Genomic DNA, 24,422 nt, shown 5'->3' with positions numbered 1-24,422 from the left:
TTTTATGCGTCCACTAAGCTTGGCCGTTCAACACGATAAGCTTCTAACTTTAGCTCAATGTTCATTGGGCTTTGGCCATCGCTGATTGCAATTATACCTTCTGCAAGCATTTCGTGGTAAAGCATCTTTTCTTCTACACGTTGCTTGAGCTTATGTGCCATTGGCAAAAATAATAAATTAGCTAACCCCACCCCATAAATCGTTGCAATAAAGGCTGTTGCAACTCCAGCGCCAAGCAATTGTGGGTCGGTAATAAAAGACATAGCTTGAATGAGTCCAAGAACAGCTCCTAAAATACCGATGGTAGGGCTATAACCGCCCATTGCTTCGTATACACGTGCAGCTTCAAGCAAACGCTCACGCTCCAACATTAAATCTATCTCAAGCGTATCCCGTAGCCTCTGCTCTGAACCGCCATCAACAAGTAAACTCAGACCTTTTGCGGCATATACATCTGAGTGAGTTAGGGCCTCATCCTCTAATGCCAAATATCCTTCTTGTCTCGCTTTATGAGACCAACGTTTAACTTGCTCAATTGCATCATCAATATTGTAATTTGGAGTCACAAATACCCAGTGACTCATTCTAAGCATTTTTTTAAAGGTACTAGTAGACGTTTGCAGCATTACAGCGCCCACTGTTCCACCAAGTACTATAATGAGCGCAGGGCCATTAAAAAGTGCGGCAATCACACCACCTTCTAAATGATAGCCAATTGCTATAGCACTTAGGGCAACAATTAAACCAACTACAGAAAGCTTATCCACAACCGGTTTCACTTTTTATCCGCGTTGCAATATCTTCAAGCGCTAAACTCTCACTTGAAAGTCCCGCATTAGCAACAGCCTGTGGCATACCATAAACAACACAGCTCTTTTCATCTTGTGCCCAAATGGTAGCTCCTGTTTGTTTTAACATTCTTGCGCCATCTCTACCATCAGCCCCCATGCCTGTTAAAATAATAGCTAAAACATCTCCCTGATAAGCTTTTGCAATACTTGCAAATGTAACGTCAACACTGGGCTTATAAGTAATTCGCTCGCTATTGTCTTCAAAAACGCGCAATGTTTTGGAACCACCTCTACCTTCAACCATCATTTGTTGCCCGCCAGGAGCCAAATAGGCAGTTCCAGGGTCAAGACGATCACCTTGTTGTGCTTCTTTTACTTTTATTTTACACAATCCATTTAAGCGAGCTGCAAATGCTGGTGTAAAAGCAGCTGGCATATGCTGAATGAGTAAAATAGGATGCGGAAAATTAGCGGGTAATTGCGTAAGCACATTTTGTAAAGCAACAGGGCCACCAGTAGATGTACCAATAGCCACAAGTTTATATTGTTTGCCACTTGCACGAGTTGATACGCTGTTTTGTGTTTTTGTTAATGTCGACGCGGTTGTTGAACGCTGAAAACTTCTATCTGGTTGCCTGATTGAAGACGCAGTGTTACTGATTTTATCAGGCACCGATCGTGTCGCTGGTTTCTGGTGAGTTACTGGCTTAAAGGCTTTAGGAATGCGCTTATTACCAATTTCTTTGACTTTAGCTTGAAGGAGCTTTATCGCATCTTCATTATTGCGTGCAATATCTTCAAACTTTTTAGGTAAAAAATCCATCGCTCCAGCATCAAGCGCATCAAGTGTTGCTGTTGCGCCAGCACGGGTTAAAGAAGAAAACATTAATATTGGCGTGGGGTTACTTGCCATTATCTCTTTAACTGCACTGATACCATCAAGCACAGGCATTTCTACATCCATTGTGATCATATCAGGACGAAGCTGAGCTGTTTTCTCAACAGCCTCTCTGCCATTAATGGCAAAACCTATAACTTGTATGTCGCTGTCTTGTTCAAGGATCTCGCTTACTCTACGACGAAAAAAGCTTGAATCATCAACAACTAAAACTTTTACGGCCATTTAGCTCTCTTATTAAATTTATACGTAGGCACACATCTGATGCGCACCTACTTTATGATTTAGCCAGCGTAGTGTTTCAACATGTTTGGAACATCTAAAATTAGTGCAATTCCACCATCTGATGTAATAGTTGCACCTGCCATGCCTGGAGTACCCTGCAAAAGAGCATCAAGAGGTTTAATTACAACTTCTTCTTGACCTATTAAAGAATCAACTACAAAACCAACCTGCTGAGTACCTATTTGAACAATAACAACATGACCTTGCGCTTTGCGCTGAGTGCGATCTGCTCCCTTGACTAACCAATGCTCAAGATAAAATAGCGGTATCGCTTTCTTACGTACAATAATAGTTAGTTGACCATCAACTACATTTGTTTTGGTTAAATCTAAGTGGAATATTTCACTCACACCAGCCAATGGTAGTGCAAATGTTTGTTCACCAACTACAACCATTAAGGTAGGTAATATGGCAAGTGTTAGCGGTACTTTTATTTCTAAAATTGTACCAACACCTAGCTCTGACTGAATACTCACTGAGCCATTAAGTTGAGTAATTTTAGTTTTTACAACATCCATACCCACACCACGCCCTGAAATATCAGAGATCTCTTCCTTAGTAGAAAATCCTGGTGCAAATATTAAATTGTACGCTTCGGTATCCGATAAACGGCTCGCCTGATCGTGATCTAAAACGCCTTTGCTGATTGCTATTTTTTTGAGCTTTTCAGCATCCATACCCGCACCATCATCTTTGATAGTTAACAAGATATGGTCGCCTTCTTGAGACGCTGAAAGCGTTACATTACCCGTTCTAGGTTTGCCTGCTGCTTCACGAGCTGCTGGCATCTCTATTCCGTGGTCAACTGAGTTTCTAACTAAGTGAACAAGTGGGTCTGCAAGTGCCTCAACCAAGTTTTTATCTAAATCAGTTTCTTCACCAACGAGCTGTAAACTAATATCTTTATTTAAGCTTCGTGCTAAGTCACGAACAACGCGAGGGAAGCGGCCAAATACCTTTTTAATTGGCTGCATTCGCGTTTGCATTACTGCGCCTTGGATATCAGCCGTCACAACATCTAAGTTAGAAATGGCTTTGCCCATTGCTTCACTTTCTGAGTTAGTTGCTAAACTTACCAACCTGTTACGAACAAGTACAAGCTCACCCACCATATTCATTATTTGGTCTAGGCGTTTTGTGTCAACTCGGACTGTTGTTTCTGCTTGAGGAGGAGCTGGCTTTTTCACAGCTGCAGGAGTTGAAGCTGCTTTTTCTGCAGGCTTTTGCACTGGTTTTGGGACTGCTGCTTTTACAGGTTCAGGCTTTTTGACCGGCTCACTTACCTTAGGCACGGGTTTTGCCGCGGGCTTCGGTTCTGAAGCTGCAGGACTCTCTATTGATTTAGGGGCACCTGAACCATGAAGCTCGTCAAGCAATGCTTCAAACTCATCATCGCTAATTTCATCATCGCTAGAATCACTTGCAGGTGAACTTGCTGAGGGCGTTGAAGAGTTTTCTGCAGAATTATTACTTGCTGTTTGCTCTTTTACTGGCTCACTGGCCGCAACAGCACCAAAGCTTCCAACACCATGAAGTTCATCAAGTAAGTTGTCAAACTCATCATCTGTAATGTCTCCACTGACATCACTACTACTTGACGCGCTTTCACCTGCTGGACTTTGACCTTTTCCATGTAATTCGTCTAGCAAGTTTTCAAATTCATCTTCTGTTATCTCATCAATCTGAGTTTCATCATCGCTTTGTTCAGCTGCTCCACCGCTAAATAACTCATCGAATGCAAACGGATCTTCTTCATCAGTTACTGAGGTTTCCTCGGCAACTGGGGCCTCAATAACCTCGGCTTGAGATTCTTCAGTTGAATCAACTGGTGATTCACCAGCAAGCTCTTCTTCTGTTGGAGGTAAACCAAGTTTATGAAGGGTTTCTAGAAGTTCGGGATCAGCGGGTTCTGGTTTATCACGATTTTGAATGGTGGCAAACATTTCGTTAATCGTGTCGAGAGCTTGTAAAATTACGTCCATCAATTCCGAATTAACCGTTCGTACACCTTGCCTAAGCAGATCGAACACATTCTCTGCGCCATGACACGCGTCAACGAGCTCTGTCATAGCTAAAAACCCAGCACCACCTTTTACAGTGTGAAACCCTCTAAATATGGCATTGAGTAATTCGGTGTCCTCTGGATTGTTTTCCAGCTCAACTAACTGTTCAGATAAAAGCTCTAGGATTTCTCCTGCCTCTACAAGAAAGTCTTGTAAAATATCTTCATCGACTTCAAACATGCAGTTACTCTCCTCTTAGAAGCCCAAACTTGATAAAAGATCATCGACTTCATCTTGATCAGATACAACATCATTACGTGATTCTTTATCAATAATAGGGCCTTCTGGACCTGCTAAAGTTTGTTCGTCTAATGGTTCTTTTGTTTTTTGTTGTTCTATTTTTTCGGCTTTACTTTCGTTTTGATCAGCGAAGGCTGTCAAAAGATGAATTAAGCTTTCTTCAACTTCTCTAACAAGCTCAATAACTCGGCGAATAACTTGTCCGGTTAAATCTTGATAGTCTTGTGCCATAAGTACATTAGTCATCAAACTTTGCAGCTCATCGGTTTTATGATGAGAATTGTTCATAAACTTATCAATGCTGTGGCATAACGATTTAAACTCCCCTAACTCAATCTCTCGATTCATTAGGCGATCCCATGTCGGTTTGATAAGAGATATTTCATCTGCCAACTGTTGAGCAATTGGTAGGCTAGCCTCAACAGCATCCATTGTTTTATTTGCGGCATTTTCTGTCATTTCTATAACATAATTGAGCCGTTTTTTTGCATCTGGAATAGCATCGGTAGTTAAGTCAGTTAAGCGAGTGTCTAGCTCGAAGCTTTTTAAAGCCTCATGCAATTGACGGGTTAACTTTCCAACTTCAGCAAATATTTCAGATTGCTCCTTAGAAGCAGTATCTAAAATTAACTGATTGGCTTTGTCTTGCTCACCGTTTTCTAGATAAACAACGAGCTGACGAGCTTGTTCTAAAGTTATTTGAGGCGCAGCAAGTGCTGACATAAGCCTCTCCCCCTATCATTAGCCTAAACGTTCAAATACTTTTTCTAATTTAGTTTTGAGTGTTCCAGCAGTAAATGGCTTAACAATATAACCATTAACACCTGCCTGTGCTGCCGCTATAATTTGTTCTTTTTTAGCTTCAGCCGTTACCATCAATACCGGAATGTGTTTAAGCTTATCATCCGCACGTATTGCTCTAAGTAGGTCTATGCCCTGCATTCCTGGCATATTCCAATCGGTAACAACAAAATCAAATACTTGATTTTGTAGCATTGGCAAAGCGGTTGACCCATCGTCTGCTTCTTGAACATTAGTGAAACCTAAGTCACGCAACAGATTTTTAATAATACGTCTCATTGTTGAAAAATCGTCAACAACCAGAATTTTCATGTTTTTATCCAAAACATCCCCCAGTGAGGTCTTAACCTTGTTTACTTACTACTAGTTTATCCAGTCATTGATTTTAGCTTTAAGCTTAATCATCGCCTGACCATGTATTTGACTTACACGCGATTCACTTACATCGAGTATATGCCCTATTTCTTTTAAATTCATTTCATCGTTATAGTACAAAGACAGCACCATTGCATCACGTTCTGGTAAAGATTTTATTGCACCTAATAAAGATTCATTAAACCGCTCATCTTTAACGTTATTAAACGGTTTGTCTAGCGCTAAATCTTGGTCCACTGGACTGATGACATCTTCATCAACACCCAGGTCTTCAATACCTAGTACTTTACTTGCATTTACATCGTTTAGGATATGATGGTACTCATTTAACGAAATTTCAAGTTTTTCAGCAACTTCTATATCTGTCGGCTCACGGTTTAAGCTTTTTTCTAAAAAAGCAATTGTTTCGGCCACCAAACGGCTTTTACGATGCACTGAGCGGGGTGCCCAATCGCCACGTCGCATCTCATCAAGCATTGCTCCACGAATACGAATCCCCGCAAAAGTTTCAAAGCTAGCCCCTTTGGTTGCATCAAAGCTCTTAGATGCTTCAATCAGGCCTATCATGCCTGATTGTATTAAATCGTCCAACTGAACGCTGGCAGGTAAACGCGCTATAAGGTGACATGCCACTTTTTTGACAAGTGATGCATGTTTTTCAACAATCACATTTAAATTTTGTGCTGATTGATATCCCATAACTTTATTCACCAATGTTGTCATAATTAGCCGTTAACTAGTTTCTCTATGAAAAACTCCAAATGACCTGATGGTTGGTTGGGTATTGGCCATTTAACTGCTTTTGTTGCTAGCGCTTGAAACGCAAGTGCCGCAGGCGAATTTGGAAAAAGTTCTACAATAACTTTTTGACGGCGTGTTGCCTTACGCATATTTTCGTCGTAGGGAACCGTTGCAACCAAGTCCATTGATACATCTAAAAAGCGATCGGTTACTTTGGAAAGTTTTGCAAATAACTCTTGCCCTTCACGCATGCTGCGGACCATATTTGCAACAATTTTAAATTTATATACACCATGCTCACGGCTCAATACTTTTATCAGCGCGTAGGCATCTGTTATTGATGTAGGCTCGTCGCATACAACAACCATGACATCTTGTGCTGCGCGGGAAAAACTCAGCACCATGTCAGAAATACCTGCGGCTGTATCGACAATTAAAATATCAAATTCTGTATTTAATTCGCTAAAAGCTCTGATGAGTCCCGCATGCTCTGAAGGCGACAATTCAACCATGCTTTGAGAGCCCGACGTTGCGGGTACAATTTTAATACCTGCGGGGCCTTCAACTAAAATTTCATCAAGTTCGCATTCACCAGATAAAACATGTGATAAGTTACGTTCAACACGTAGTCCTAGCATAACGTCACAGTTTGCTAAGCCTAAATCGGCATCAAGAACCAATACTCTGTTACCTTGCTGGCCTAATGCAATTGCGGTATTAAGAGAAACATTTGTTTTTCCTACTCCACCTTTACCGCCAGTGACAGCGATAACTTTTACGCCGTTGTTATTGTTTTGACTCATTTTGCGCAGGCCACTTGCTTGATCTAATACTGTGTTAATCATACATCCCTACTGTGCTTGGCGCCACTGCTTGGTGCCTTGAATGTTGTGCTTTTGCTCTTTTTAAATAGAGTTGCTCAGCCTTTTTAACTAGTTTTTCAGCATTTGCAACTCGAATATCTTCTGGTACTCGTTGACCGTTAGTAAGATACCCTATTGGAAGGCGATTTTGAATCGCAATACTAATAATCTCACCTAAACTTAAAGATTCGTCTAATTTGGTGAATATACAACCACTTAACTGCACTTTTTTAAAGTGTCTGACGGTTTCTTGCAACACGTGTATTTGCGATGTTGCACTGAGCACTAAATAACTACGAATATCAACGCGCTGGTTACGCATTAGCGTATTAAGTTGTTCAGTTAAGCGCAAGTCGCGCTGACTCATACCCGCAGTATCAATTAATACTAGTCGTTTATTTCGTAAATGATATAAAACTTCAGCTAATTCATTAGCATCTTTAACTTGCTTTACACTACAACCTATAATTCGGCCATAAGTAGCAAGTTGCTCATAAGCACCAATTCTGTATGTGTCTGTTGTGATTAAAGCGACTTTGTCTGCACCGTATTTTTGTGCGCCAAGTGCAGCTAATTTAGCAACGGTTGTTGTTTTACCAACACCAGTTGGACCGACTAAGGCGTATACACCGCCTTGACGTAAAATCTCGTTGTTAGTTGTCTGCATCTGATCTTCAACCATTGTTAGAAGAGCTTTCCAACCTTGCTGGCGAGATACATCGTCAGGAACAAAGCACGCCATTTGCTCAGCAACATCTTTATCTATTCCCATACCGACTAAACGATCAATCATGCATGCACGAGTAGGGTCGCGTCTTGCCATGTCTTGTTGCATAAGCCCTGATACTTGATGCTCTAACAACTGACGAATGGCATTCATTTCGTCACGCATTGACGAAATTTGCTCACTTTCATTATGTTTAGTTTCTTGGCGAGCTGTCACTGGGGTGTCAAGGTCATCAAAATCACTTTCTAGGTCATCAAACCCAAGGCTATCTGCTTGTGTTTGCGGACGCGCTGAAGCTTGACGCTCATTGGTGAATATAGGCCGAGGACGCTGTTCTTGCGCTGGCTCTTGGTAGTTGTCTGTAGTGTCAATACCTGATTGCGAAAACATAGAAGCCAGTTCTGCAGAGCGAGGACGTGGAGCTTGACGCTCTAATAATGCTTGAAGACTATCGGCTACTTTCGCTTGTGGCTCTGGCTTAGCGCGAAGTGGCTCTGGTTTTACAAAATTATGCACTGGCTGTGACTTTGCAAAACTTTGTGCTGGCGCACTTTGCGGTTGCTCTTTTTTAGGGGCTGCTTTGTCATAATCAACAGCTGCTACAATTTCGACACCGTTGGCTAGCTTTTTATTTGACATAATAACCGCATCAACACCTAATTCGTCTTTAACTTCTTTAAGTACTGTGCGCATATCTTTAGCAAAAAAACGTTTTATTTTCATGATTCAACCCCTTTAAAATCTTATTGTTGGCCTACAGAGCTGACTATCTTGATCTGTCTTTCATCTGGTACCTCTTGATAAGACATCACCCTTAAACCCGGGATGGTGTACTTAACAAAACGAGATAACACAGTGCGTAACATTCCCGACGTTAGCAATATTGAAGGTTCACCGGACATTTCTTGGTTTTGATGCGCTTCGTTTAGTGACACTTGAAGTCGCTCTGCAAGTCCTGGTTCTATACCGGCACCTTCGTCGCCTGCATTTTGTAGTGACTGATGCAACATCTGTTCCAACTCAGGTGCCAAGGTTATGACAGGGATTTCTGACGACATACCCACAGCATCTTGAACTATTAATCGGCGTAATGAAATACGCACTGCAGCCGTTAATACATCAGGGTCTTGACTACGTGGCCCATACTCAACAAGGGTTTGTACAATTGAGCGCATATCACGAATTGCAACGCCTTCATTAAGTAGATTTTGTAGTACTTTTACTATCACAGTTAACGGTAATACGTCAGGGACTAAACCTTCAACTAAGCGAGGGTGGCTTTTACCTAACATATCTAATAAGTTCTGTACTTCCTCGTGACCTAAAAGCAGTGCTGCGCTGTTAGTAAGTAACTGGCTAATATGTGTAGCCACAACCGTGGCTGAATCTACCACGGTATAGCCAAGCGATTGTGCTTCGTCTTTTTGATCTGGTTTTATCCATACCGCATCAAGCCCAAAAGCAGGATCCTTTGTTTCAACCCCTTTAATTGGCCCAAATACTTGACCTGGATTTATTGCCAACTCATCACCATGCTTGAGTTCACCTTCACCGGTAGATACCCCCATAAGCGTAATTCTGTATGCATTAGGGTCAAGCTCTAAGTTATCGCGAATATGTACGGGTGGAACTAAAAAACCCAGCTCTTGAGAAAGTTTTTTACGTACTCCCTTAATACGATTTAGTAGCTCTCCGCCTTGAGACTGGTCAACCAAAGGAATTAATCTGTAACCCACCTCTAATCCAATTACATCCACTTGCTGAACGTCATCCCAGCCTAGTTCTTTTTGCTCTTGCTTGTTGGCAACGCCCGTACCAGCAGTTCCATTTGCAGTTGCCTCGGCTTCTGCTGCAGCCACTTTTAATTTACTTTGTTGAGTGTAATAAGCTAAATAACCAAGTAATGCACCTAAGCTTAAAAATGCTAAATGAGGCATGCCAGGCACTAAGCCCATGGTAATTAAGATGCCAGAGGCTATAAATAATGATTTTTCGTTGCCAAGTTGTTTCTTAAACTGGTCGCCCATATTGAGAGACTCGTTTTGGCGTGTTACTACAATTGCGGTACCAATTGATAGTAGTAATGAGGGGAGCTGAGCCACCAAGCCATCTCCAATCGTAAGGAGTGTGTAAACTTCCATAGCTTGGCCAAAGCTTAAATCGTGCTGGATCATGCCAACAAATAGGCCACCAACAATGTTTATAATTAAAATGACGATACCAGCAATAGCATCACCTTTAACAAACTTACTTGCACCATCCATTGAACCATAAAAATCGGCCTCGCGGGTTACTTCTTCTCGGCGATCGCGCGCTTGCTCTGCACTAATGAATCCTGCGTTTAAATCGGCGTCAATTGCCATTTGTTTACCTGGCATTGCATCAAGTGTAAAACGTGCAGATACCTCAGAAATACGCCCTGCACCTTTAGTGATTACAACAAAGTTAATAATAATAAGAATTAAAAATACCACTAAGCCAACAGCATAGTTACCGCCAATCACAACAGAGCCAAAGGCTTCAATCACTTTCCCCGCGGCATCTCCACCATTATGTCCTTCAAGTAGTACAACACGTGTACTTGCTACGTTAAGTGCTAAACGCATAATTGTGGCGATAAGTAACACGGCCGGAAACATACCAAACTCAACCGGTTTCATGGTGTAAACCGTTACGAGTAGTACCACCAACGCTAACGCAATATTGAATGAAAAAAGGATATCAAGTAAAAATGGCGGTAACGGTAAAATGACCATTCCCAAAGCTGCAAGCACAAGCAAAGGTGTACCTACGCCTTTTGCATATTCTTTTTTGTCTGCGTTAAGTTGTTGTAATACCGCTTTAAAACTCATAATTCTACAATTTCAAAAAATTGACACTACGTAGAATTAGCAATAACTATTCCAAGTTAGTAAAGGAGTAATATTAATACTTGTAGGCATCAGGAATGGGGAGCTTTTTATTGAGCTTTGTCGGGCGTTTTCCGCGACCTTTATTGAAGCGTTTTAGCTGAAAAACATAAGCTAACACCTGTGCAACGGCAGTAAAGAGTTGATCAGGAATTTGTTCACCCACTTCTGCGGTATGATAAAGCGCTCGAGTAAGCATTGGCGACTCAACAATTGGTACATCATTACCGTTTGCCACCTTTCGAATTTGCATAGCCAGTTCATCCACGCCCTTAGCAAGTACTATAGGCGCTCCTGCTCGCTCAGTGTCGTATTTGAGAGCAACAGAATAATGCGTTGGGTTGGTAACAACTACATCAGCATCAGGCACGTCTTGCATCATTCTTTTTTGAGACATTTGCCTTTGAGTTTGCCTAATGCGCGCTTTTATTTGAGGATCACCTTCAGAGTTTTTGTACTCGTCTTTTACCTCTTGCAGTGTCATTTTTAACTGCTTATGGTGAGTATGACTTTGATACGGGGCATCGATTGCCGCAATAATTACCAATGTGCACGACAATGCCAAAAACATCCACGAGAGGATTTCGAGCGCATGAATAATATTGTTAGGCGCAGACTCAATGCTTAAGTGTAGTATTTCGTCAAAAAAGGTATTAATTAAGAAAAAGGCAAAACTTGCGACCACTAAAAACTTTAAAATAGCTTTAGTAAGCTCTACCGCAGCTTGTGGGCCAAACATGCGTTTAAAGCCTTTAAATGGAGACATTTTGCTTGCTTTAGGAGCGGCTGCTTGCCAGCTAAAATTAAAGCCACCTAGCAAAGTATTACCTATAATGCCTGCAAATAAAATAATGAATACAAACATGGCCATAGGGAAAATAAGCGCGTCGGCAACACTGGACCAAACCGCAAACATTTTAGTGGTGTCGTAGGTTTCATTACGATTAAGGCTGAGCATTCTGCCCATAATATTGTATAAGCCCTTACCAATTTCAGGGCCGTACATTAACAATGAAATAGCTGAAAAAATAAGAACAAACATAGTGCCTAATTCTTTAGAACGAGCGACCTGCCCTTTCTTTTTAGACTCTTCTATTTTTTTCCCTGTGGGTTCTTCTGTTTTTTCTTGACCTGAATCTTCAGCCATAACACACTCCTAAGGTGAACAACCAACTAAAGTACACATTAGTTCGATCATTTTAAGCCACTGAAATTCAAATTGCAGGATGAAGTTTCCCAATGTTGCCCAAATAATGACAAGCCCTGCAACAAGGGTGAATGGAAAACCAATAGCAAAAATATTTAGCTGAGGCGCCGCACGGGTCATAATACCAAATGAAATATTGATAACTAGCATTGCTGTCAATGGTGCAAGTGAGAGCACTAAAGCAGTTGTAAACATCCAACCGCCCCACGTTACAATATCCCAGTAATGATCTACTGACCACCAATTACCATCAATTGGCAGCACTTCAAAACTATGTACAACCATCTGTATCATCATTAAATGGCCGTTGAATACAAAAAATAATAGTGTTGCTAAAATAAGAAAAAACTGACCAACAGCCGGAACGCTGGCCCCATTTGAGGGGTCAATGACAGAAGCAAAACCTAAACCGGTTTGCATAGCAAGTATCTGACCTGCCAATACGAAGGTATTGAGGAGCAAGGTAGAAGCAAAACCAATCGCTATTCCAATAAGCATTTGCTGTATCACTACTAAAATCATTTCAAACGAAAACAAGTTAGTAAATGTAGCTGGAGGAAGAACAGGCACAACCAACAGAGTTACGACCACTGATAAACCCAGCTTTATACGTGTTGGCACATTTTTAGCGCCTAACCCCGCCATTATCATAATCATGGAGCTAATTCGTACCAAAGGGAGCAAAAAGTCGCTCAACCATTGAATGACAACTGAAAACGGGTACTCCACTTGTTAACCTGCAATTTCGGGAATGAGCAGCACTAACCGAGTAAAAAAGTCCATTAGCTCCTGAGTGAACCAGTGGCCACCAACAATTAATGCGCTAATAGTGATCAATAAGCGAGGCAAAAAACTCAACGTTTGCTCATTGATAGACGTAGCGGCTTGAAACACCGCCACCACTAGGCCAATAATTAAACCTGGAACAACAATAGCCGATACTAACTTAATAACTAAAAACAGTGCATCGCTAAGAATATCAACAAAAATTTCTGGTTCCATGCTGTAATCCTATCTTTTAGTACCATTCAAAAAAAACATACTATGTGCCTAAACCAAAGCTTTTGGCGAGGGTTCCCATCACTAAGCTCCAGCCATCAACAAGTACAAACAGCATTATTTTAAAGGGCAAGGAAACAATCATGGGGGAGAGCATCATCATACCCATAGCCATGAGTACGGATGCAACAACCAGGTCAACAATTAAAAAAGGTATAAAAAACATAAACCCGATAATAAATGCAGTTTGCAGTTCGCTTGTTACAAATGCGGGTATAAGAACTATGAGCGGAGTTTCTTCAGGTGACTCTAGCTTGTCGTAGCCTGCTATTTTGGCAAATGTTTCTAAGTCTTTTAAACGAACCTGCGAGAGCATAAATGCTTTCATTGGCTCTTTTGCAAGCTCCAATGCTTGTACCGACGTAACTTGCTCACTCAAATAAGGCTCTATGGCTACGTCATTAACCTTTTGGTAAATAGGCGCCATGATAAAAATACTTAAAAATAAAGACATGCCCAACAGTACTTGATTAGAGGGCGTTTGCTGCAAACCAATTGCCTGACGGAGTATAGCCAATACAACAATTATACGTGTAAAAGACGTCATCATTATTACGGCTGCGGGTATAAAACTCAGCGCCGTCATAATGGCTAAAACTTGCAACGTCACCGAGTAATCTTGTGTGCCATCTGCGTTTGTTGTGATAGTAAGCGCATCAATACCTTCGGCGCTTACGCTTGGAACAAACACAATGGCAAAAATAATTAGCAGCCACTTAGTCATAGGTTCAATTCTTTTTATTTTGTTTCGATTTGGGGTTTAACAGTTTACTAAATTGCTTAGCAAGTTCTGGGATTTCTTTTTCACTCAGTGGTGATTCTAATTTATGAAGGTAATTAATGCTGTGCGGTGTGACGCCTAATAAATGCTGCGCATTATCAATCTCTACCACCATTAAGCGTTCGCGTGAGCCTAACGGAAGACTTCGAACCACTTTAAATTCATCACTGTTTGCCAAATTAGGATTAAGTTTTTTTACAAAAATAGCCAGAACTACAATGAGCACTAACACCATAATAAGAGAAAGCACCATAGAAATTAAATCGCCCGTAGGTGTAACCGACTCTGTTTTTGTAAATACAGACGCTGTTAGCGCAAAAAAGGCACTCATCGTAACTTTTTGATCCGCTCTACTTGGCTGATAACATCCGTTAGACGAATACCAAACTTGTCATTTACCACAACCACTTCACCGTGAGCAATCAAGGTACCATTAACCAATACATCTAATGGCTCACCAGCAACACGATCTAGCTCTACTACTGAACCTTGGTTAAGTTGTAGTAAATTACGAATATTAATTTTTGAGCGCCCAACTTCCATCGATATGGTCACTGGGATGTCTAAAATTGTATCGAGCTTGCGCTTTTCTTCGCCTGTTATTTCGCTTTTTTCATCACTTAATTCATCAAGTTCGGCAACTTGCGCTTCGCCAGCATCATCACCACCTTCAGCCTCTGCAAGTGCGGCTGCCCATTCGTCCATTGTGTCTTGATCATCGCTCATACGTTTAACCTTTTAATCAATTACCAGTCTAAGTCTACACCGTCTGAAAGGTGTAAATCTTCTTCTAATTCTGCTAACTCTGCATCTGAGTCAATTTTCTTGCCGCCTTTGGTAAATACATGCAGCTCAGATTTAACTGAATCAGGACGTTTAATTTTTTCACTAATTTGCAGGGCGACATTATCACGAGAACGACCCATTTTAGCTCTAAATGTGGGCAGCTCTTCTACAAATACAGTAATATGCTCTGGCATTTCAACAGGAATAATATCACCTGCTTTAAGCTCCATTATTTGTTGAAGTGTTAAGTCGACCTCTAGAAGCTGGGTCGACATATCAACTTCAACATCCATTATTTCATCTCGTAATGCTTTACTCCAACGTAAGTCGGTATCTTCGGTGTCTGATTGAACACCCGCATCCAAAAGCTCCCTTATTGGTTCGAGCATTGAGTACGGCAAAGCAATGTGAAAATCACCGCCACCGCCATCAAGTTCAATATGAAAAGAGCTAATAACCACAACTTCAGTAGGGCTCACAATATTAGCCATTGCGGGGTTTACCTCTGAATCGAGGTACTCAAACGACACGTCCATTACCGGTGCCCATGCCTCTTTATAATCTTCAAAGATTATTTTTAGCAACATTTGCACAATTCGGCGCTCTGTTGGGGTAAATTCACGGCCTTCAATTTTTGCGTGGTAGCGACCATCACCGCCAAAAAAGTTATCCACCAAAATGAATACTAACCGTGCTTCCATGGTGATCAGGCCGGTACCCTTTAAAGGTCTGAAACGCACCATATTTAAGCTTGTTGGTACAAATAAAGTATGAACATACTCACCAAACTTTATCATTTGAACGCCATTAATAGACACTTCCGCTGTGCGGCGCATCATATTAAATAGACTAATTCGCATATGGCGAGCAAAGCGCTCATTAACAATTTCCAGCGTCGGCATGCGACCACGTACGATTCGATCTTGCGAAGAAAAATCGTACTGTAGCGTACTTCCCCCGCCATCTTCGCCATCGTTTATATCTTCCTCTTCAACGTCATCAACACCGTGTAATAGCGCATCAATTTCGTCTTGGGATAATAAGTCGCTCACGCTAACCCCTTATTGCATTACAAAGCCGGTAAACAATACCCGCTCAATTACTTTACTGCCTTCAACGTCATTTAAGGCGGTTTGCACTGTCTCTAGTGCAGAAAAACGCAGTGTTTCTTTACCTGCACTAGTACTTAATTCATCTGCAGTAGTCGTTGAAAATACGCTGAGTAACTTACCTTCGATAAGCGGGATATGCTTTTTAGCGGTTTCTTCATTGACTTCGCCACGAACCAAAAGCTGCACTTTAATTTGAACAATTCTATCTCTGCTAGAACCCGGTACGTTAAATACAAATGGTCTAGGCATCGCAACGTAAAGTGCACTGCCTATCTCTGCAGATGAACCAGAAGCCTCTGGCGCTTCTTCTGAAAGAGTTGTTTCTTCATCTAACGTCTCAACCGGCTCATCCGAGCCCGACATTAAAAAGAAACCCGCAGCACCACCCACCACTAGCAATGCTGCTGCAATAATAATTATCAGCTTTTTTTTACTTTTAGGCGCTTCTTCTATTTCTAAACTTGTTTCTTCAGCCATCATCATTCCTTATATCGCAAAGGTATTTGCTTGTTTTAGTTATTATAATAGCAGTAGTTAGGCATAGTAATCTATTGATGATGATGTTTGTAGCGCAGAAGTTTGTTCTGGGCTTTTTGCTGGCTGATCACTTTCACTATTTGCTACTCCATTTTGGGCCAATTGCTCACCCGAATCCGATTCATTTTGCTCAGCATTTTCGCCACCTGACTGGCCATATGAAATAGTGCTCTCACCCAGTTCCAAACCTTGCTGTGCTAGCATTTCGCGTAAACGAGGCATAGATTGTTCAAGCGCCTCCTTGGCCTGCTGGTTCTGTACCACAAAGTTAATTTGTGCTTGTTCTGCATCGCTGCGAACGCGTATTTGCATGCTGCCCATTTCAGGTGGGTCAAGACGAATTTCAGCCTCTTTGTTATTAATGCTTAACATTGAACTAACACGCTCTTGTAACAACTTGGCTGCGTCACTTTTAACTATGTTAATCGCCTGCATCATACCAGGGTCAATACTCACCTGCTTTGCCTGTGTTGTACTTTGTAACTGCTGATTTTGCATAACTTGTTGATCCAATATCCCCATTTCATAATCAATCGAATCATAATAGCTTTGGGTACTGGTTTGGGTCGTATTTAATGCATTAGTTATATGGTTAAACAACTGCGTAACTTTAGCGGGTGACTGCTCAGCCGTGCTATTTTTTAGCCCCTCTTTTTGCAGTTGGTCAAGCGCTTTTGTTAGCTCTTCATCACTAGTAGGCTGTGCAGCTAATTTAGTTGGATCTGCGCTACTTTCAAAACCTGATTTTACACTCACTTTTTGTGGCTGATTCACCGCATTTGGTGTTTGTGAAGCTATAAAAGTAACTGGCTTTGTTGTCTCTTCACCTTTTACCGGTAAGGTAACCGCTTTGTCTATTTGCGATTCATTTGTTTGCGGCAATTTTTGTGAGTCATTTACAGCTTTTTGCGATATCGTAAATTTAGTGTCTGATAATTGATTCGCATCTTTCGCAACCAACACTTTTAGCTCACCAATAGCTTGCTTAATAGCTGCTAACTGTTCACCTTTTGGTTGCTCAGTTTTAATAAAAGTGTTTAGTTGAGTCAGTAGTTCCTGCTTTTCAGTCCCAGAAAGTTTATTAAACTGCCCGCTGGGCGACAACTTAACTTCTGTGCTTTGTGTCTGTTCGTTATCCGTTATAAATTGAGTGAGCATTTGCTTTAAAGCCGTCAATTTTTCAACGCTATTTGATGGAGATAGTGAATCTGCTTTAATTTGATTATTTAGTTTTGATAGTTGTTCAGGCGTTAAACTTGCTAATATCTTATCTGTTTTTATTGCATTTGCATCTTTAACCGTTAGCGCATCTATCGCGTCTGCTTTTTCGGTTTCAGTGGTACTTGAGTTAGCTGAAATTGCTCTTGACGTATTTTCTACTGGTTCCGTAACTGTATTTTGAGCGACGGCATTTTGAGCTACGCTATTGGCACTAACTTTATTGCTATTTTCTAATGTACTTTGAGTAGTAGCAACTTTATCAACATCCGTTTTTAAAACAGTGTTATCAGAGTTGACACTCGCGTCAGAAAGTACTGAATTTTGTGAAGCGGGGATTTTATCCGCAAAAATACCTTTGTTAGTCTCTGTCCCACCGTCTTTTGCATCAGTTTCCGGAGCTATACTTTGCGTTTCTGCAGTATGTTTAACTGTATCCGATTTTATATTTAGTTGTGCTTCAACAGCCTGTGCAATAGACGTTTTATTTTGTTTTTCTGAATGTAACGAGCTACTAGCATCTGCATCATCTTCTAAAATTTTCGCACCACTTATACTGCTGTCTATAAGTGATGAATGAGGTCTAATTATTTTACCTATTTCATCTTTAACAGGTAAATCTTTTGCTGGCACAGCAACATAACCTTTAACAGGCAACTTTTCGTTTAAATCAGCAGTAACAAGCGGTGTTTTATTTGTAGATGTATCTGTTAGGTTTGTATCTTTCGCTTTTTCGCTTGGTTTTGTGACTTCAGTATTTATTGATTGGGATGAATTAATTTGTGCAAGAATGTCATTTCCAGACTCTGCATCTATTTTGGCAGCATTTTTGTCATCAATATGGTTCACTGAGCTTTTTTCAACATCTGAAGCTGATGAAGCAGCAAACTGCCCGTCAGCCTGAGTCTGTTCAAACTCTTTTTTTATAGGCTCAAATGCATTGTGTGCATCTTGTAGCTGAGTAAAAAACTCCGCACCTGATTCATCGCCAGATGTTGCTAAGCTACTGTCTTTAAAAGCTAAAAAAGACTCTTTATCAGCCGAAATTGAAACAGATATATCATTCATCGCCATAGATCACCTAATACGGTTACGGCAATATGTCACCGCACATTGCCCAAAATTAAATACCACCCATTAGCAAAGCAATAAACGTGCCTAACTTAAGAAAGTTTTCGACGCTGAAAAAATTGATTAGATGTAAACTCATCTAACATTTTCTGTTCGTTTTTAGCAACTATAGCTGCAGCTTTCACTTTTTGATTTTCAATCAACTTAGCAACCGCTTTCGCTTTTATTTGTTGTTTTAGCCACAGCGTTTTTCGCTGTGAAACAACTTGCTTTGCTGTATTAACCGTACTTGCTTGTTGGCGAATAGCTTCTTCAATTTTTGCAATAAACGCATGATACTGCCCAAAACCTGCACTTGATAAACCCGACTGCCCTTTTAAATGTAATTGCTGGGAGTACTCAAGTCGAAAGTCATTTAAGCCTTGAAGTTTTTGCTGATTTGCGAGCAAGTTTTGATTTGCTTGCAGGTAACTCATGCGCAAGTTTTCTTCTTTTTCGCTTTCAAGCTTTAGTAATAATTCGAATTTACTTTTAGCCATTATCCTTGGCCTAATAATTGAGCAAGACCTTGTAGCCCATCGTCATAACTTATTACATCACGCATACCCTGCTGTAAAAACCCGTTAACCCTAGGCATCATGTTTATTGCTTGATCGAGCATAGGATCGGTTCCCTTTTGATACGCACCTAACGTGATCATGTCTTTATTTTGTTGGTACATCGAATACACCTGCTTAAGCACTCGCGCTTGCTGCATATGAGGTTCAGAAACTACTTGAGGCATAACTCGAGATATTGATTTTTCGATATCTATTGCGGGGTAATGTCCGCTATCGGCCAACTCACGAGAAAGTACAATATGACCGTCGAGTATGGCGCGAGCGGCATCAGCAATTGGGTCTTGCATATCGTCACCTTCACTCAATACAGTAAAAAAGGCCGTAATTGCACCTTGCCCTTCTCCCCCATTACCCGCTCGCTCAACCAAAGCGGGTAACTTTGCAAAAACCGAGGGTGGATAACCTTTTGTAGCCGGTGGCTCTCCTACAGCTAGAGCAATTTCTCGCTGAGCCATGGCATAACGTGTTACGGAATCGAGTAGCAGTAATACATTTAAGCCTTGATCTCGAAAATACTCAGCAATAGTAACTGCGCTTTCACAGCCTTTTAGTCGCATTAACGGCGATGAATCCGCCGGCGCAGCGACAACAACCGAACGTTTACGCCCTTCTACACCAAGTATTTCCTCAATGAACTCTTTTACCTCACGGCCACGCTCACCAACCAAACCCACTACAATGACATCGGCTTCACTGCCCCGTGTCATCATGCCTAATAATACAGATTTACCTACACCAGAGCCTGCAAACAACCCCATTCGTTGACCTTGCCCTACGGTGATCACTGAGTTTATAGCACGTACACCTACATCCATGGGTTGGCTAATCGGTCGTCTGGCTAAGGGGTTTATTGTATTTTGAGCAAACTTTAAGTAATGCTCAGCGTTAATTTTGCCTAAACCGTCGAGTGGTCTGCCTAACCCATCAACAACACGCCCCAATAAGCTCATGCCTACAGGTAAACCCAAATTATTTATTTGAGGGATAACTCGCGCGCCAGGTAGTACACCCGAAATATGATCGTTGGGCATTAAATATAAGGTTTGATCGTTAAAACCAACAATTTCGGCGTCAACAAAACCATTCATGGTCTCTATTTTACATTGACTACCAACTGGCGCTCGCAAGCCCTTAGCCTCTAGAGTAAGGCCAACGACACGTGTTAGTATCCCCGCTACAGCAGGTGTATGAGGCTTAATATTTTGTTGATATTGCGATAAGCGTTCGCTTAAAGAAGCACTTTGAGCAGACATAGTACGCCTAAAAAATACTTAGATATTGCTATTATGCAAAAAGCTATCCAACGTTTCTTTGACACGTGTTTTTAGAGTCATATCAAGAGAGGATTGCGCGGTTTTCACCTCACACCCGCCTCTATCAAGCGTGGGTTCGGGAACAAGTTGCCAGTTGTTTTGTGCAATAGTTTGTTCGCCATAGCTTTCTTTTATTATATCGAGGTCGGTCGGATTTAGGTGAATTTTCACTTTTTCTTGCTGCGCATTTAACGAATCAATACTGTGTTTTAATGTATGTAAAATAACATCTGATGATATTTGTACTTCTTGGTAAATCACCGCCTCTGCAAGCATGCTAGCCAATTGAACAAGTTGCAATTCGGCTTGTTCGTCCACCTTTTTTAGCGGTGAATTAAGCGCCTCTAAAATGCTTTTTAAGCTAATTAGCTGCTCTTCAACAATCGGTTTAATATCTTCTTGTCCTTGGGTCTTACCAAGCTCTAACCCTTCTTTGTAACCCGCTTCTTTTCCCTCACTAACGCCTTTTTCAAAGCCGTCAATGTAGCCTTGTTCATGGCCTTGCTTAAGGCCCTCTTCGTAAGCATCTTGTCTAATGCGTTCAAGCTCAACCATAGTAAGCTTAGGCAGTTCGGGTTCTTGTGGTTCATCAGCGGGCATTTCTTCGGCAAGCTCTTTTTTATAAAGCTCACTAAGGGGCGTACCATAAGCTGTTGAGCGGTTACCAAAACTTTTTTCGCTAGGTGCTACATCTGGGATAGCCCAGTTTTTTAATAATTCATCGGCTTCTTCAGCACGAAGTGGACGCCCTTTGAGTTTACTCATGGCTTACAAGAACTCCTCACCACCACCACCGCCTAACTGAATTTCACCCGAATCAGATAAACGTCGTGCTGTTGATAAAATCTCTTTTTGTGCTGCTTCTACTTCACTTATACGCACAGGCGCCATAGCTTCTAAATCATCAGCCAGCATATCAGCAGCACGCTTAGACATATTACCCAGTATTTTGTCTTTCAGACCGTCGTCTGCACCTTTGATTGCTTTCATTAGCACATCCTGTTGTACTTCTCGTAATATAGCTTGAATACCACGGTCATCCACATCCATTAAGTTTTCAAATACAAACATTAGATCTTGAATTTGCTGAGACATCTCTTCGTCATGTTCACGAATAGAATCCATCAACTGACCTTCAACATTTGTATCTAGGTAGTTCATAATGTCTGCCGCGGCTTTTAAGCCACCCATTTTCGCAGCTTGTGCACCTGCTTGTCCGGCAAATTGTTTTTCCATAATCTCGTTAAGTTCTTGCAGGGCCGCTGGTTGCACTTCTTCAAGGTTAGCGATTCGCATGGTTAAATCAAGACGTACTTTCTCTGGGAACTGCGCAATAATTTCTGCGGACTGCTCAGGCTCTAAGTAAGACAACACAATCGTTTGTATTTGTGGGTGTTCATTACGAATAATATTCGCCACCTGCTTAGAATCCATCCATTTGAGAGAATCAAGACCTTTAGCCCCAGATCCCATAACAATTTGATCAATAAGGCTGGCCGCTTTATCTTCACCCAATGCAGCGGTAAGCGCCTTTTTAATAAAGTCTTCTGACTGAAACCCTATAGTACTGAAGCTTTGAATTTGCTCAATAAATAAGTTGTGAACCGCACTTATTTTAGCCTGTGACAGGTCGTCTAACGCAGCCATTGCCATCCCAACTTTTTGAACTTGTTTAGGCTCTAAGTGTTTTAGTATTTGCGCTGCATCCTCTTCTGATAGGCTCAACAGTAATATTGCGGCTTTATCTACGCCATCGAGCTTATCAACATCAAACGCTGGCGGTAATTGTTTTTGTTCTTGATCAGTCATCTTCTGTTAACCACGCTTTCACTACTTGTGATGAGAGTTCTGGTTCATTGGCTACAAGGGCACGAATTGCTTTTAGTAAGTCTTCGTCGCCATGTAGGTCTGGTAACTGAAGTGTACCATCGCTTGAGAAACCAATCGAAGCAGAATCAAAGTCTTTGTTTAGCATATCTAACGTGCTATCGCCAATATCTACACCTGCACTTAAGGCATCTTCGTCATACTCTTCAAGTGTATCGTCTGGGTAAATTAAGCGTTTAAGCATCGGTTTAACTACCGCCATTATCAGTACAATAATAACGAGGGCACCCAGTACCAAGCGGATTATTTTCATAAACCAGTCTTGTTCCCAAAGCGGCACACTAATATCAAAATCAGTTGCTTCGCGAACAAACGGAACCGTTACCACTTCAAGTGCATCACCACGCTGCATATCAAAACCAACGCCACCTTGTAATAAACGACGAATATTTGACAGTTCTTCCACTGAGCGCGGTGTCATTGTGGTTTCACCGTTTTCACCTACTTTTGGAATGTAGTCAACGGCCACCGACACGCTTATTCTACGTATCACACCTGTTTGCTGGCGCTTATGTGAGATAGTTGTATCTAACTCATAGTTACGCGTCGCTTCTTTATGCGTTCTTGATGGTGAAGTTGCACTACCTGCTCCACCTTGTCCTGCAACTTCAGGGATATTAGAGTTTACTGGAGGCTGATTCGTCAGTGCACCAGGTATACCTACTGCTAAACCACCTATATTATTTTCTTCGAATGTGGTTTCGCTTCTTACTGCTGGTAAATCTGGATTGTAGCGTTTTTGCGTCTCCTCAACAGCACTAAAGTCCATACTTAAATCAACTTGTGCAGTGTAATTTGCAAGCCCTACAACAGGTATTAAAATACTGTCTATTTTTTCAAGATATTCTTGTTCACGCTTGCGCTCTATGTCGTATTCTTTACGTGAACGTGCAGCAAGCGATGTTTGCGAGCCTGAATTTAATAAACGACCATTTTGATCCGTTACTGTTACACGAGCCGGCTCTAAACCTTGTACAGCTGATGCAACCATATCAACCACTGAGTCGACCTCTTCGCTATCTAACGAACGCCCACGCTTAAGAGTAAGCACAACAGTAGCTGAAGGCTTTTTTTCTCTGCGAGCAAATACATTTTCTTTTGGAATGGCAAGTAACACACGTGCACGCGTAATATTATTAAGCTCTTCAATTGTGCGCGCTAACTGTTGCTCACGACCATGCTTTAAGCGTTCACGCTCTAAACGCTGACTTACACCAAACCCCATGTCTTGCATGATGATATCTGACCCCGATGTAGGGCCTTGCTCTAGCCCTTCGCGAGTCATTAAAAGTTTAATATTTTGGTACTCAGTTTCAGGGACGAGCACTACATTTCCATCTACTTGATATTCAATTTTTTGTGCATCTAAAAAGTCGAGCGTTTCAATAAGCTCTTCTGTCTGCATTTTACCAAGCGGGCGCATATCTGGCTGACGTGCCCAAATAATAATAAATATAGCTATCGCTAAACAAATGCCTAAAGCAATAACTAAAGTTACTTGGCGCAATAAATCAACGCCATTTAGCGAACTTAAGTAGCCTGATTTCTGTTCTTGTTGATCGTCGCCATCACTATGGTCCATTTCACCAGTAGCAAGAGCCAGATCGGTTGATTGATTAGATTGCGCCACAATAATTCTCCACTACCTAGTTAAACAGGCATGTTCATGATTTCTTTGTAAGCTTCAACAAGTTTGTTACGAACCTGCACTGTTGCTTCAAATGCAACTGACGATTTTTGAGAAGCAATCATCGCTTCAGCCAAAGAAACGCTTCTGTCGCCTGTTTCTACTGCCACTACTTTTTGTTTAGCGTCTTGCTGTAAACCGTGCACAGTATTAATTGCATCCGATAGCATATCGCCAAATTGAGCGGTTGATGAGGCTTGTGCTTTTACTGGCAGTCGTTCAACTTGATTACTACGACCAGCCTCTAAAGCCATTGATTGCATTTCTTGAAGTACAGCGCTATTTTGAATTTTCATAATTTGTCTCTGACAATGCAGTTAACTCTTAATATAGATAAAGCACAAACCATGCCAAATAATAAACACTTAAATTTCAATAGCTTAAAGTTTAATTTTGTGAGTCAGAGTTTTGACAGCCCTAAATTCAATAGCTAAATTCAATAGCTAAATTT

General features: G+C 41.3%; 24 protein-coding genes. All 24 read right to left on the bottom strand.

What is annotated here, in order from left to right; genetic code table 11:
• Positions 1-2 precede the first annotated feature (2 nt).
• On the bottom strand, positions 3-767 hold the full coding sequence (locus tag ACFI34_RS03485; RefSeq protein WP_462672420.1) for a flagellar motor protein: 765 nt from the start codon (positions 765-767) through the stop codon (positions 3-5).
• Positions 760-1,914 (bottom strand): protein-glutamate methylesterase/protein-glutamine glutaminase, encoded by a 1,155-nt coding sequence (locus ACFI34_RS03480; protein WP_462672419.1) that lies wholly within the window; start codon positions 1,912-1,914, stop codon positions 760-762. Before ACFI34_RS03480 ends, ACFI34_RS03485 begins: the two co-directional genes overlap by 8 nt.
• Positions 1,915-1,973: 59 nt before the next feature.
• Positions 1,974-4,217 carry a chemotaxis protein CheA gene (locus ACFI34_RS03475; RefSeq protein ID WP_462672418.1) on the bottom strand — a complete coding sequence of 748 codons (2,244 nt, stop codon included), beginning with the start codon at positions 4,215-4,217 and terminating at the stop codon, positions 1,974-1,976.
• A gap of 15 nt (positions 4,218-4,232) precedes the next feature.
• A complete protein-coding gene (locus ACFI34_RS03470) occupies positions 4,233-5,000 on the bottom strand; it encodes a protein phosphatase CheZ (protein ID WP_462672417.1) in 768 nt (255 codons plus the stop codon).
• An 18-nt stretch (positions 5,001-5,018) separates the two neighbouring features.
• On the bottom strand, positions 5,019-5,402 hold the full coding sequence (gene cheY, locus ACFI34_RS03465) for a chemotaxis response regulator CheY (RefSeq protein ID WP_008132609.1): 384 nt from the start codon (positions 5,400-5,402) through the stop codon (positions 5,019-5,021).
• 39 nt (positions 5,403-5,441) lie between these two features.
• Entirely contained in the window at positions 5,442-6,152 is a 711-nt protein-coding gene (locus ACFI34_RS03460) for an RNA polymerase sigma factor FliA (protein WP_462672416.1), read from the bottom strand.
• A 26-nt stretch (positions 6,153-6,178) separates the two neighbouring features.
• Entirely contained in the window at positions 6,179-7,039 is an 861-nt protein-coding gene (locus tag ACFI34_RS03455) for a MinD/ParA family ATP-binding protein (RefSeq protein WP_006792753.1), read from the bottom strand.
• Positions 7,032-8,507 carry a flagellar biosynthesis protein FlhF gene (gene flhF / locus ACFI34_RS03450; RefSeq protein ID WP_462672415.1) on the bottom strand — a complete coding sequence of 492 codons (1,476 nt, stop codon included), beginning with the start codon at positions 8,505-8,507 and terminating at the stop codon, positions 7,032-7,034. Before flhF ends, ACFI34_RS03455 begins: the two co-directional genes overlap by 8 nt.
• A gap of 20 nt (positions 8,508-8,527) precedes the next feature.
• Positions 8,528-10,636, bottom strand: a complete 2,109-nt coding sequence (gene flhA / locus ACFI34_RS03445) for a flagellar biosynthesis protein FlhA (RefSeq protein WP_462672414.1) — start codon at positions 10,634-10,636, stop codon at positions 8,528-8,530.
• A gap of 73 nt (positions 10,637-10,709) precedes the next feature.
• Positions 10,710-11,840, bottom strand: coding sequence for a flagellar biosynthesis protein FlhB (gene flhB / locus ACFI34_RS03440; protein WP_462672413.1), 1,131 nt, complete (start codon positions 11,838-11,840; stop codon positions 10,710-10,712).
• Between the two features lie 9 nt (positions 11,841-11,849).
• Positions 11,850-12,629, bottom strand: coding sequence for a flagellar biosynthetic protein FliR (fliR, locus tag ACFI34_RS03435; RefSeq protein ID WP_006792749.1), 780 nt, complete (start codon positions 12,627-12,629; stop codon positions 11,850-11,852).
• Between the two features lie 3 nt (positions 12,630-12,632).
• Positions 12,633-12,902: a flagellar biosynthetic protein FliQ gene (locus ACFI34_RS03430; protein ID WP_006792748.1), complete on the bottom strand. Its 270-nt coding sequence runs from the start codon at positions 12,900-12,902 to the stop codon at positions 12,633-12,635.
• 40 nt (positions 12,903-12,942) lie between these two features.
• Entirely contained in the window at positions 12,943-13,683 is a 741-nt protein-coding gene (gene fliP / locus ACFI34_RS03425) for a flagellar type III secretion system pore protein FliP (RefSeq protein ID WP_305397812.1), read from the bottom strand.
• A gap of 4 nt (positions 13,684-13,687) precedes the next feature.
• Complete coding sequence (fliO, locus tag ACFI34_RS03420) at positions 13,688-14,071, bottom strand: flagellar biosynthetic protein FliO (protein WP_462672412.1); 384 nt, start codon at positions 14,069-14,071, stop codon at positions 13,688-13,690.
• Positions 14,068-14,466 (bottom strand): flagellar motor switch protein FliN, encoded by a 399-nt coding sequence (gene fliN, locus ACFI34_RS03415; protein ID WP_006792745.1) that lies wholly within the window; start codon positions 14,464-14,466, stop codon positions 14,068-14,070. Before fliN ends, fliO begins: the two co-directional genes overlap by 4 nt.
• Positions 14,467-14,486: 20 nt before the next feature.
• On the bottom strand, positions 14,487-15,578 hold the full coding sequence (gene fliM / locus ACFI34_RS03410; protein ID WP_010555915.1) for a flagellar motor switch protein FliM: 1,092 nt from the start codon (positions 15,576-15,578) through the stop codon (positions 14,487-14,489).
• A gap of 9 nt (positions 15,579-15,587) precedes the next feature.
• Positions 15,588-16,115 (bottom strand): flagellar basal body-associated protein FliL, encoded by a 528-nt coding sequence (gene fliL, locus ACFI34_RS03405; RefSeq protein ID WP_058403499.1) that lies wholly within the window; start codon positions 16,113-16,115, stop codon positions 15,588-15,590.
• A 57-nt stretch (positions 16,116-16,172) separates the two neighbouring features.
• The gene (locus tag ACFI34_RS03400; RefSeq protein WP_462672466.1) at positions 16,173-18,461 is read right to left on the bottom strand and encodes a flagellar hook-length control protein FliK; all 2,289 of its coding nucleotides are present in this window, start codon (positions 18,459-18,461) and stop codon (positions 16,173-16,175) included.
• Between the two features lie 95 nt (positions 18,462-18,556).
• Positions 18,557-19,003 (bottom strand): flagellar export protein FliJ, encoded by a 447-nt coding sequence (gene fliJ / locus ACFI34_RS03395; protein ID WP_058403500.1) that lies wholly within the window; start codon positions 19,001-19,003, stop codon positions 18,557-18,559.
• Positions 19,003-20,337: a flagellar protein export ATPase FliI gene (fliI, locus tag ACFI34_RS03390; RefSeq protein WP_058403501.1), complete on the bottom strand. Its 1,335-nt coding sequence runs from the start codon at positions 20,335-20,337 to the stop codon at positions 19,003-19,005. Before fliI ends, fliJ begins: the two co-directional genes overlap by 1 nt.
• An 18-nt stretch (positions 20,338-20,355) precedes the next feature.
• On the bottom strand, positions 20,356-21,162 hold the full coding sequence (fliH, locus tag ACFI34_RS03385; RefSeq protein WP_462672411.1) for a flagellar assembly protein FliH: 807 nt from the start codon (positions 21,160-21,162) through the stop codon (positions 20,356-20,358).
• A gap of 3 nt (positions 21,163-21,165) precedes the next feature.
• On the bottom strand, positions 21,166-22,206 hold the full coding sequence (fliG, locus tag ACFI34_RS03380; protein ID WP_058403503.1) for a flagellar motor switch protein FliG: 1,041 nt from the start codon (positions 22,204-22,206) through the stop codon (positions 21,166-21,168).
• On the bottom strand, positions 22,199-23,914 hold the full coding sequence (fliF, locus tag ACFI34_RS03375; protein WP_462672410.1) for a flagellar basal-body MS-ring/collar protein FliF: 1,716 nt from the start codon (positions 23,912-23,914) through the stop codon (positions 22,199-22,201). The genes fliG and fliF overlap by 8 nt, the downstream gene beginning before the upstream one ends.
• Before the next feature lie 20 nt (positions 23,915-23,934).
• A complete protein-coding gene (gene fliE, locus ACFI34_RS03370) occupies positions 23,935-24,267 on the bottom strand; it encodes a flagellar hook-basal body complex protein FliE (protein ID WP_462672409.1) in 333 nt (110 codons plus the stop codon).
• Positions 24,268-24,422 lie beyond the last annotated feature (155 nt).

The sequence above is a fragment of the Pseudoalteromonas sp. PSi26 genome, assembly GCF_054960575.1.
The sequence above is the reverse complement of the archived record's forward strand: the minus strand, read 5'-3'. Positions and strand labels throughout refer to the sequence as shown.

What these genes read in the sequence shown, in the direction of transcription:
- ACFI34_RS03480 (WP_462672419.1), bottom strand. Translation starts at nt 1,914, where the DNA reads ATGGCCGTAAAAGTTTTAGTTGTTGATGATTCAAGCTTTTTTCGTCGT.
- fliJ (WP_058403500.1), bottom strand. Translation starts at nt 19,003, where the DNA reads ATGGCTAAAAGTAAATTCGAATTATTACTAAAGCTTGAAAGCGAAAAA.
- flhA (WP_462672414.1), bottom strand. Translation starts at nt 10,636, where the DNA reads ATGAGTTTTAAAGCGGTATTACAACAACTTAACGCAGACAAAAAAGAA.
- fliO (WP_462672412.1), bottom strand. Translation starts at nt 14,071, where the DNA reads ATGAGTGCCTTTTTTGCGCTAACAGCGTCTGTATTTACAAAAACAGAG.
- fliP (WP_305397812.1), bottom strand. Translation starts at nt 13,683, where the DNA reads ATGACTAAGTGGCTGCTAATTATTTTTGCCATTGTGTTTGTTCCAAGC.
- flhF (WP_462672415.1), bottom strand. Translation starts at nt 8,507, where the DNA reads ATGAAAATAAAACGTTTTTTTGCTAAAGATATGCGCACAGTACTTAAA.
- fliL (WP_058403499.1), bottom strand. Translation starts at nt 16,115, where the DNA reads ATGGCTGAAGAAACAAGTTTAGAAATAGAAGAAGCGCCTAAAAGTAAA.
- fliH (WP_462672411.1), bottom strand. Translation starts at nt 21,162, where the DNA reads ATGAGTAAACTCAAAGGGCGTCCACTTCGTGCTGAAGAAGCCGATGAA.
- fliG (WP_058403503.1), bottom strand. Translation starts at nt 22,206, where the DNA reads ATGACTGATCAAGAACAAAAACAATTACCGCCAGCGTTTGATGTTGAT.
- ACFI34_RS03455 (WP_006792753.1), bottom strand. Translation starts at nt 7,039, where the DNA reads ATGATTAACACAGTATTAGATCAAGCAAGTGGCCTGCGCAAAATGAGT.
- ACFI34_RS03475 (WP_462672418.1), bottom strand. Translation starts at nt 4,217, where the DNA reads ATGTTTGAAGTCGATGAAGATATTTTACAAGACTTTCTTGTAGAGGCA.
- ACFI34_RS03400 (WP_462672466.1), bottom strand. Translation starts at nt 18,461, where the DNA reads ATGAATGATATATCTGTTTCAATTTCGGCTGATAAAGAGTCTTTTTTA.
- ACFI34_RS03460 (WP_462672416.1), bottom strand. Translation starts at nt 6,152, where the DNA reads ATGGGATATCAATCAGCACAAAATTTAAATGTGATTGTTGAAAAACAT.
- flhB (WP_462672413.1), bottom strand. Translation starts at nt 11,840, where the DNA reads ATGGCTGAAGATTCAGGTCAAGAAAAAACAGAAGAACCCACAGGGAAA.
- fliE (WP_462672409.1), bottom strand. Translation starts at nt 24,267, where the DNA reads ATGAAAATTCAAAATAGCGCTGTACTTCAAGAAATGCAATCAATGGCT.
- fliN (WP_006792745.1), bottom strand. Translation starts at nt 14,466, where the DNA reads ATGAGCGATGATCAAGACACAATGGACGAATGGGCAGCCGCACTTGCA.
- fliI (WP_058403501.1), bottom strand. Translation starts at nt 20,337, where the DNA reads ATGTCTGCTCAAAGTGCTTCTTTAAGCGAACGCTTATCGCAATATCAA.
- ACFI34_RS03470 (WP_462672417.1), bottom strand. Translation starts at nt 5,000, where the DNA reads ATGTCAGCACTTGCTGCGCCTCAAATAACTTTAGAACAAGCTCGTCAG.
- ACFI34_RS03430 (WP_006792748.1), bottom strand. Translation starts at nt 12,902, where the DNA reads ATGGAACCAGAAATTTTTGTTGATATTCTTAGCGATGCACTGTTTTTA.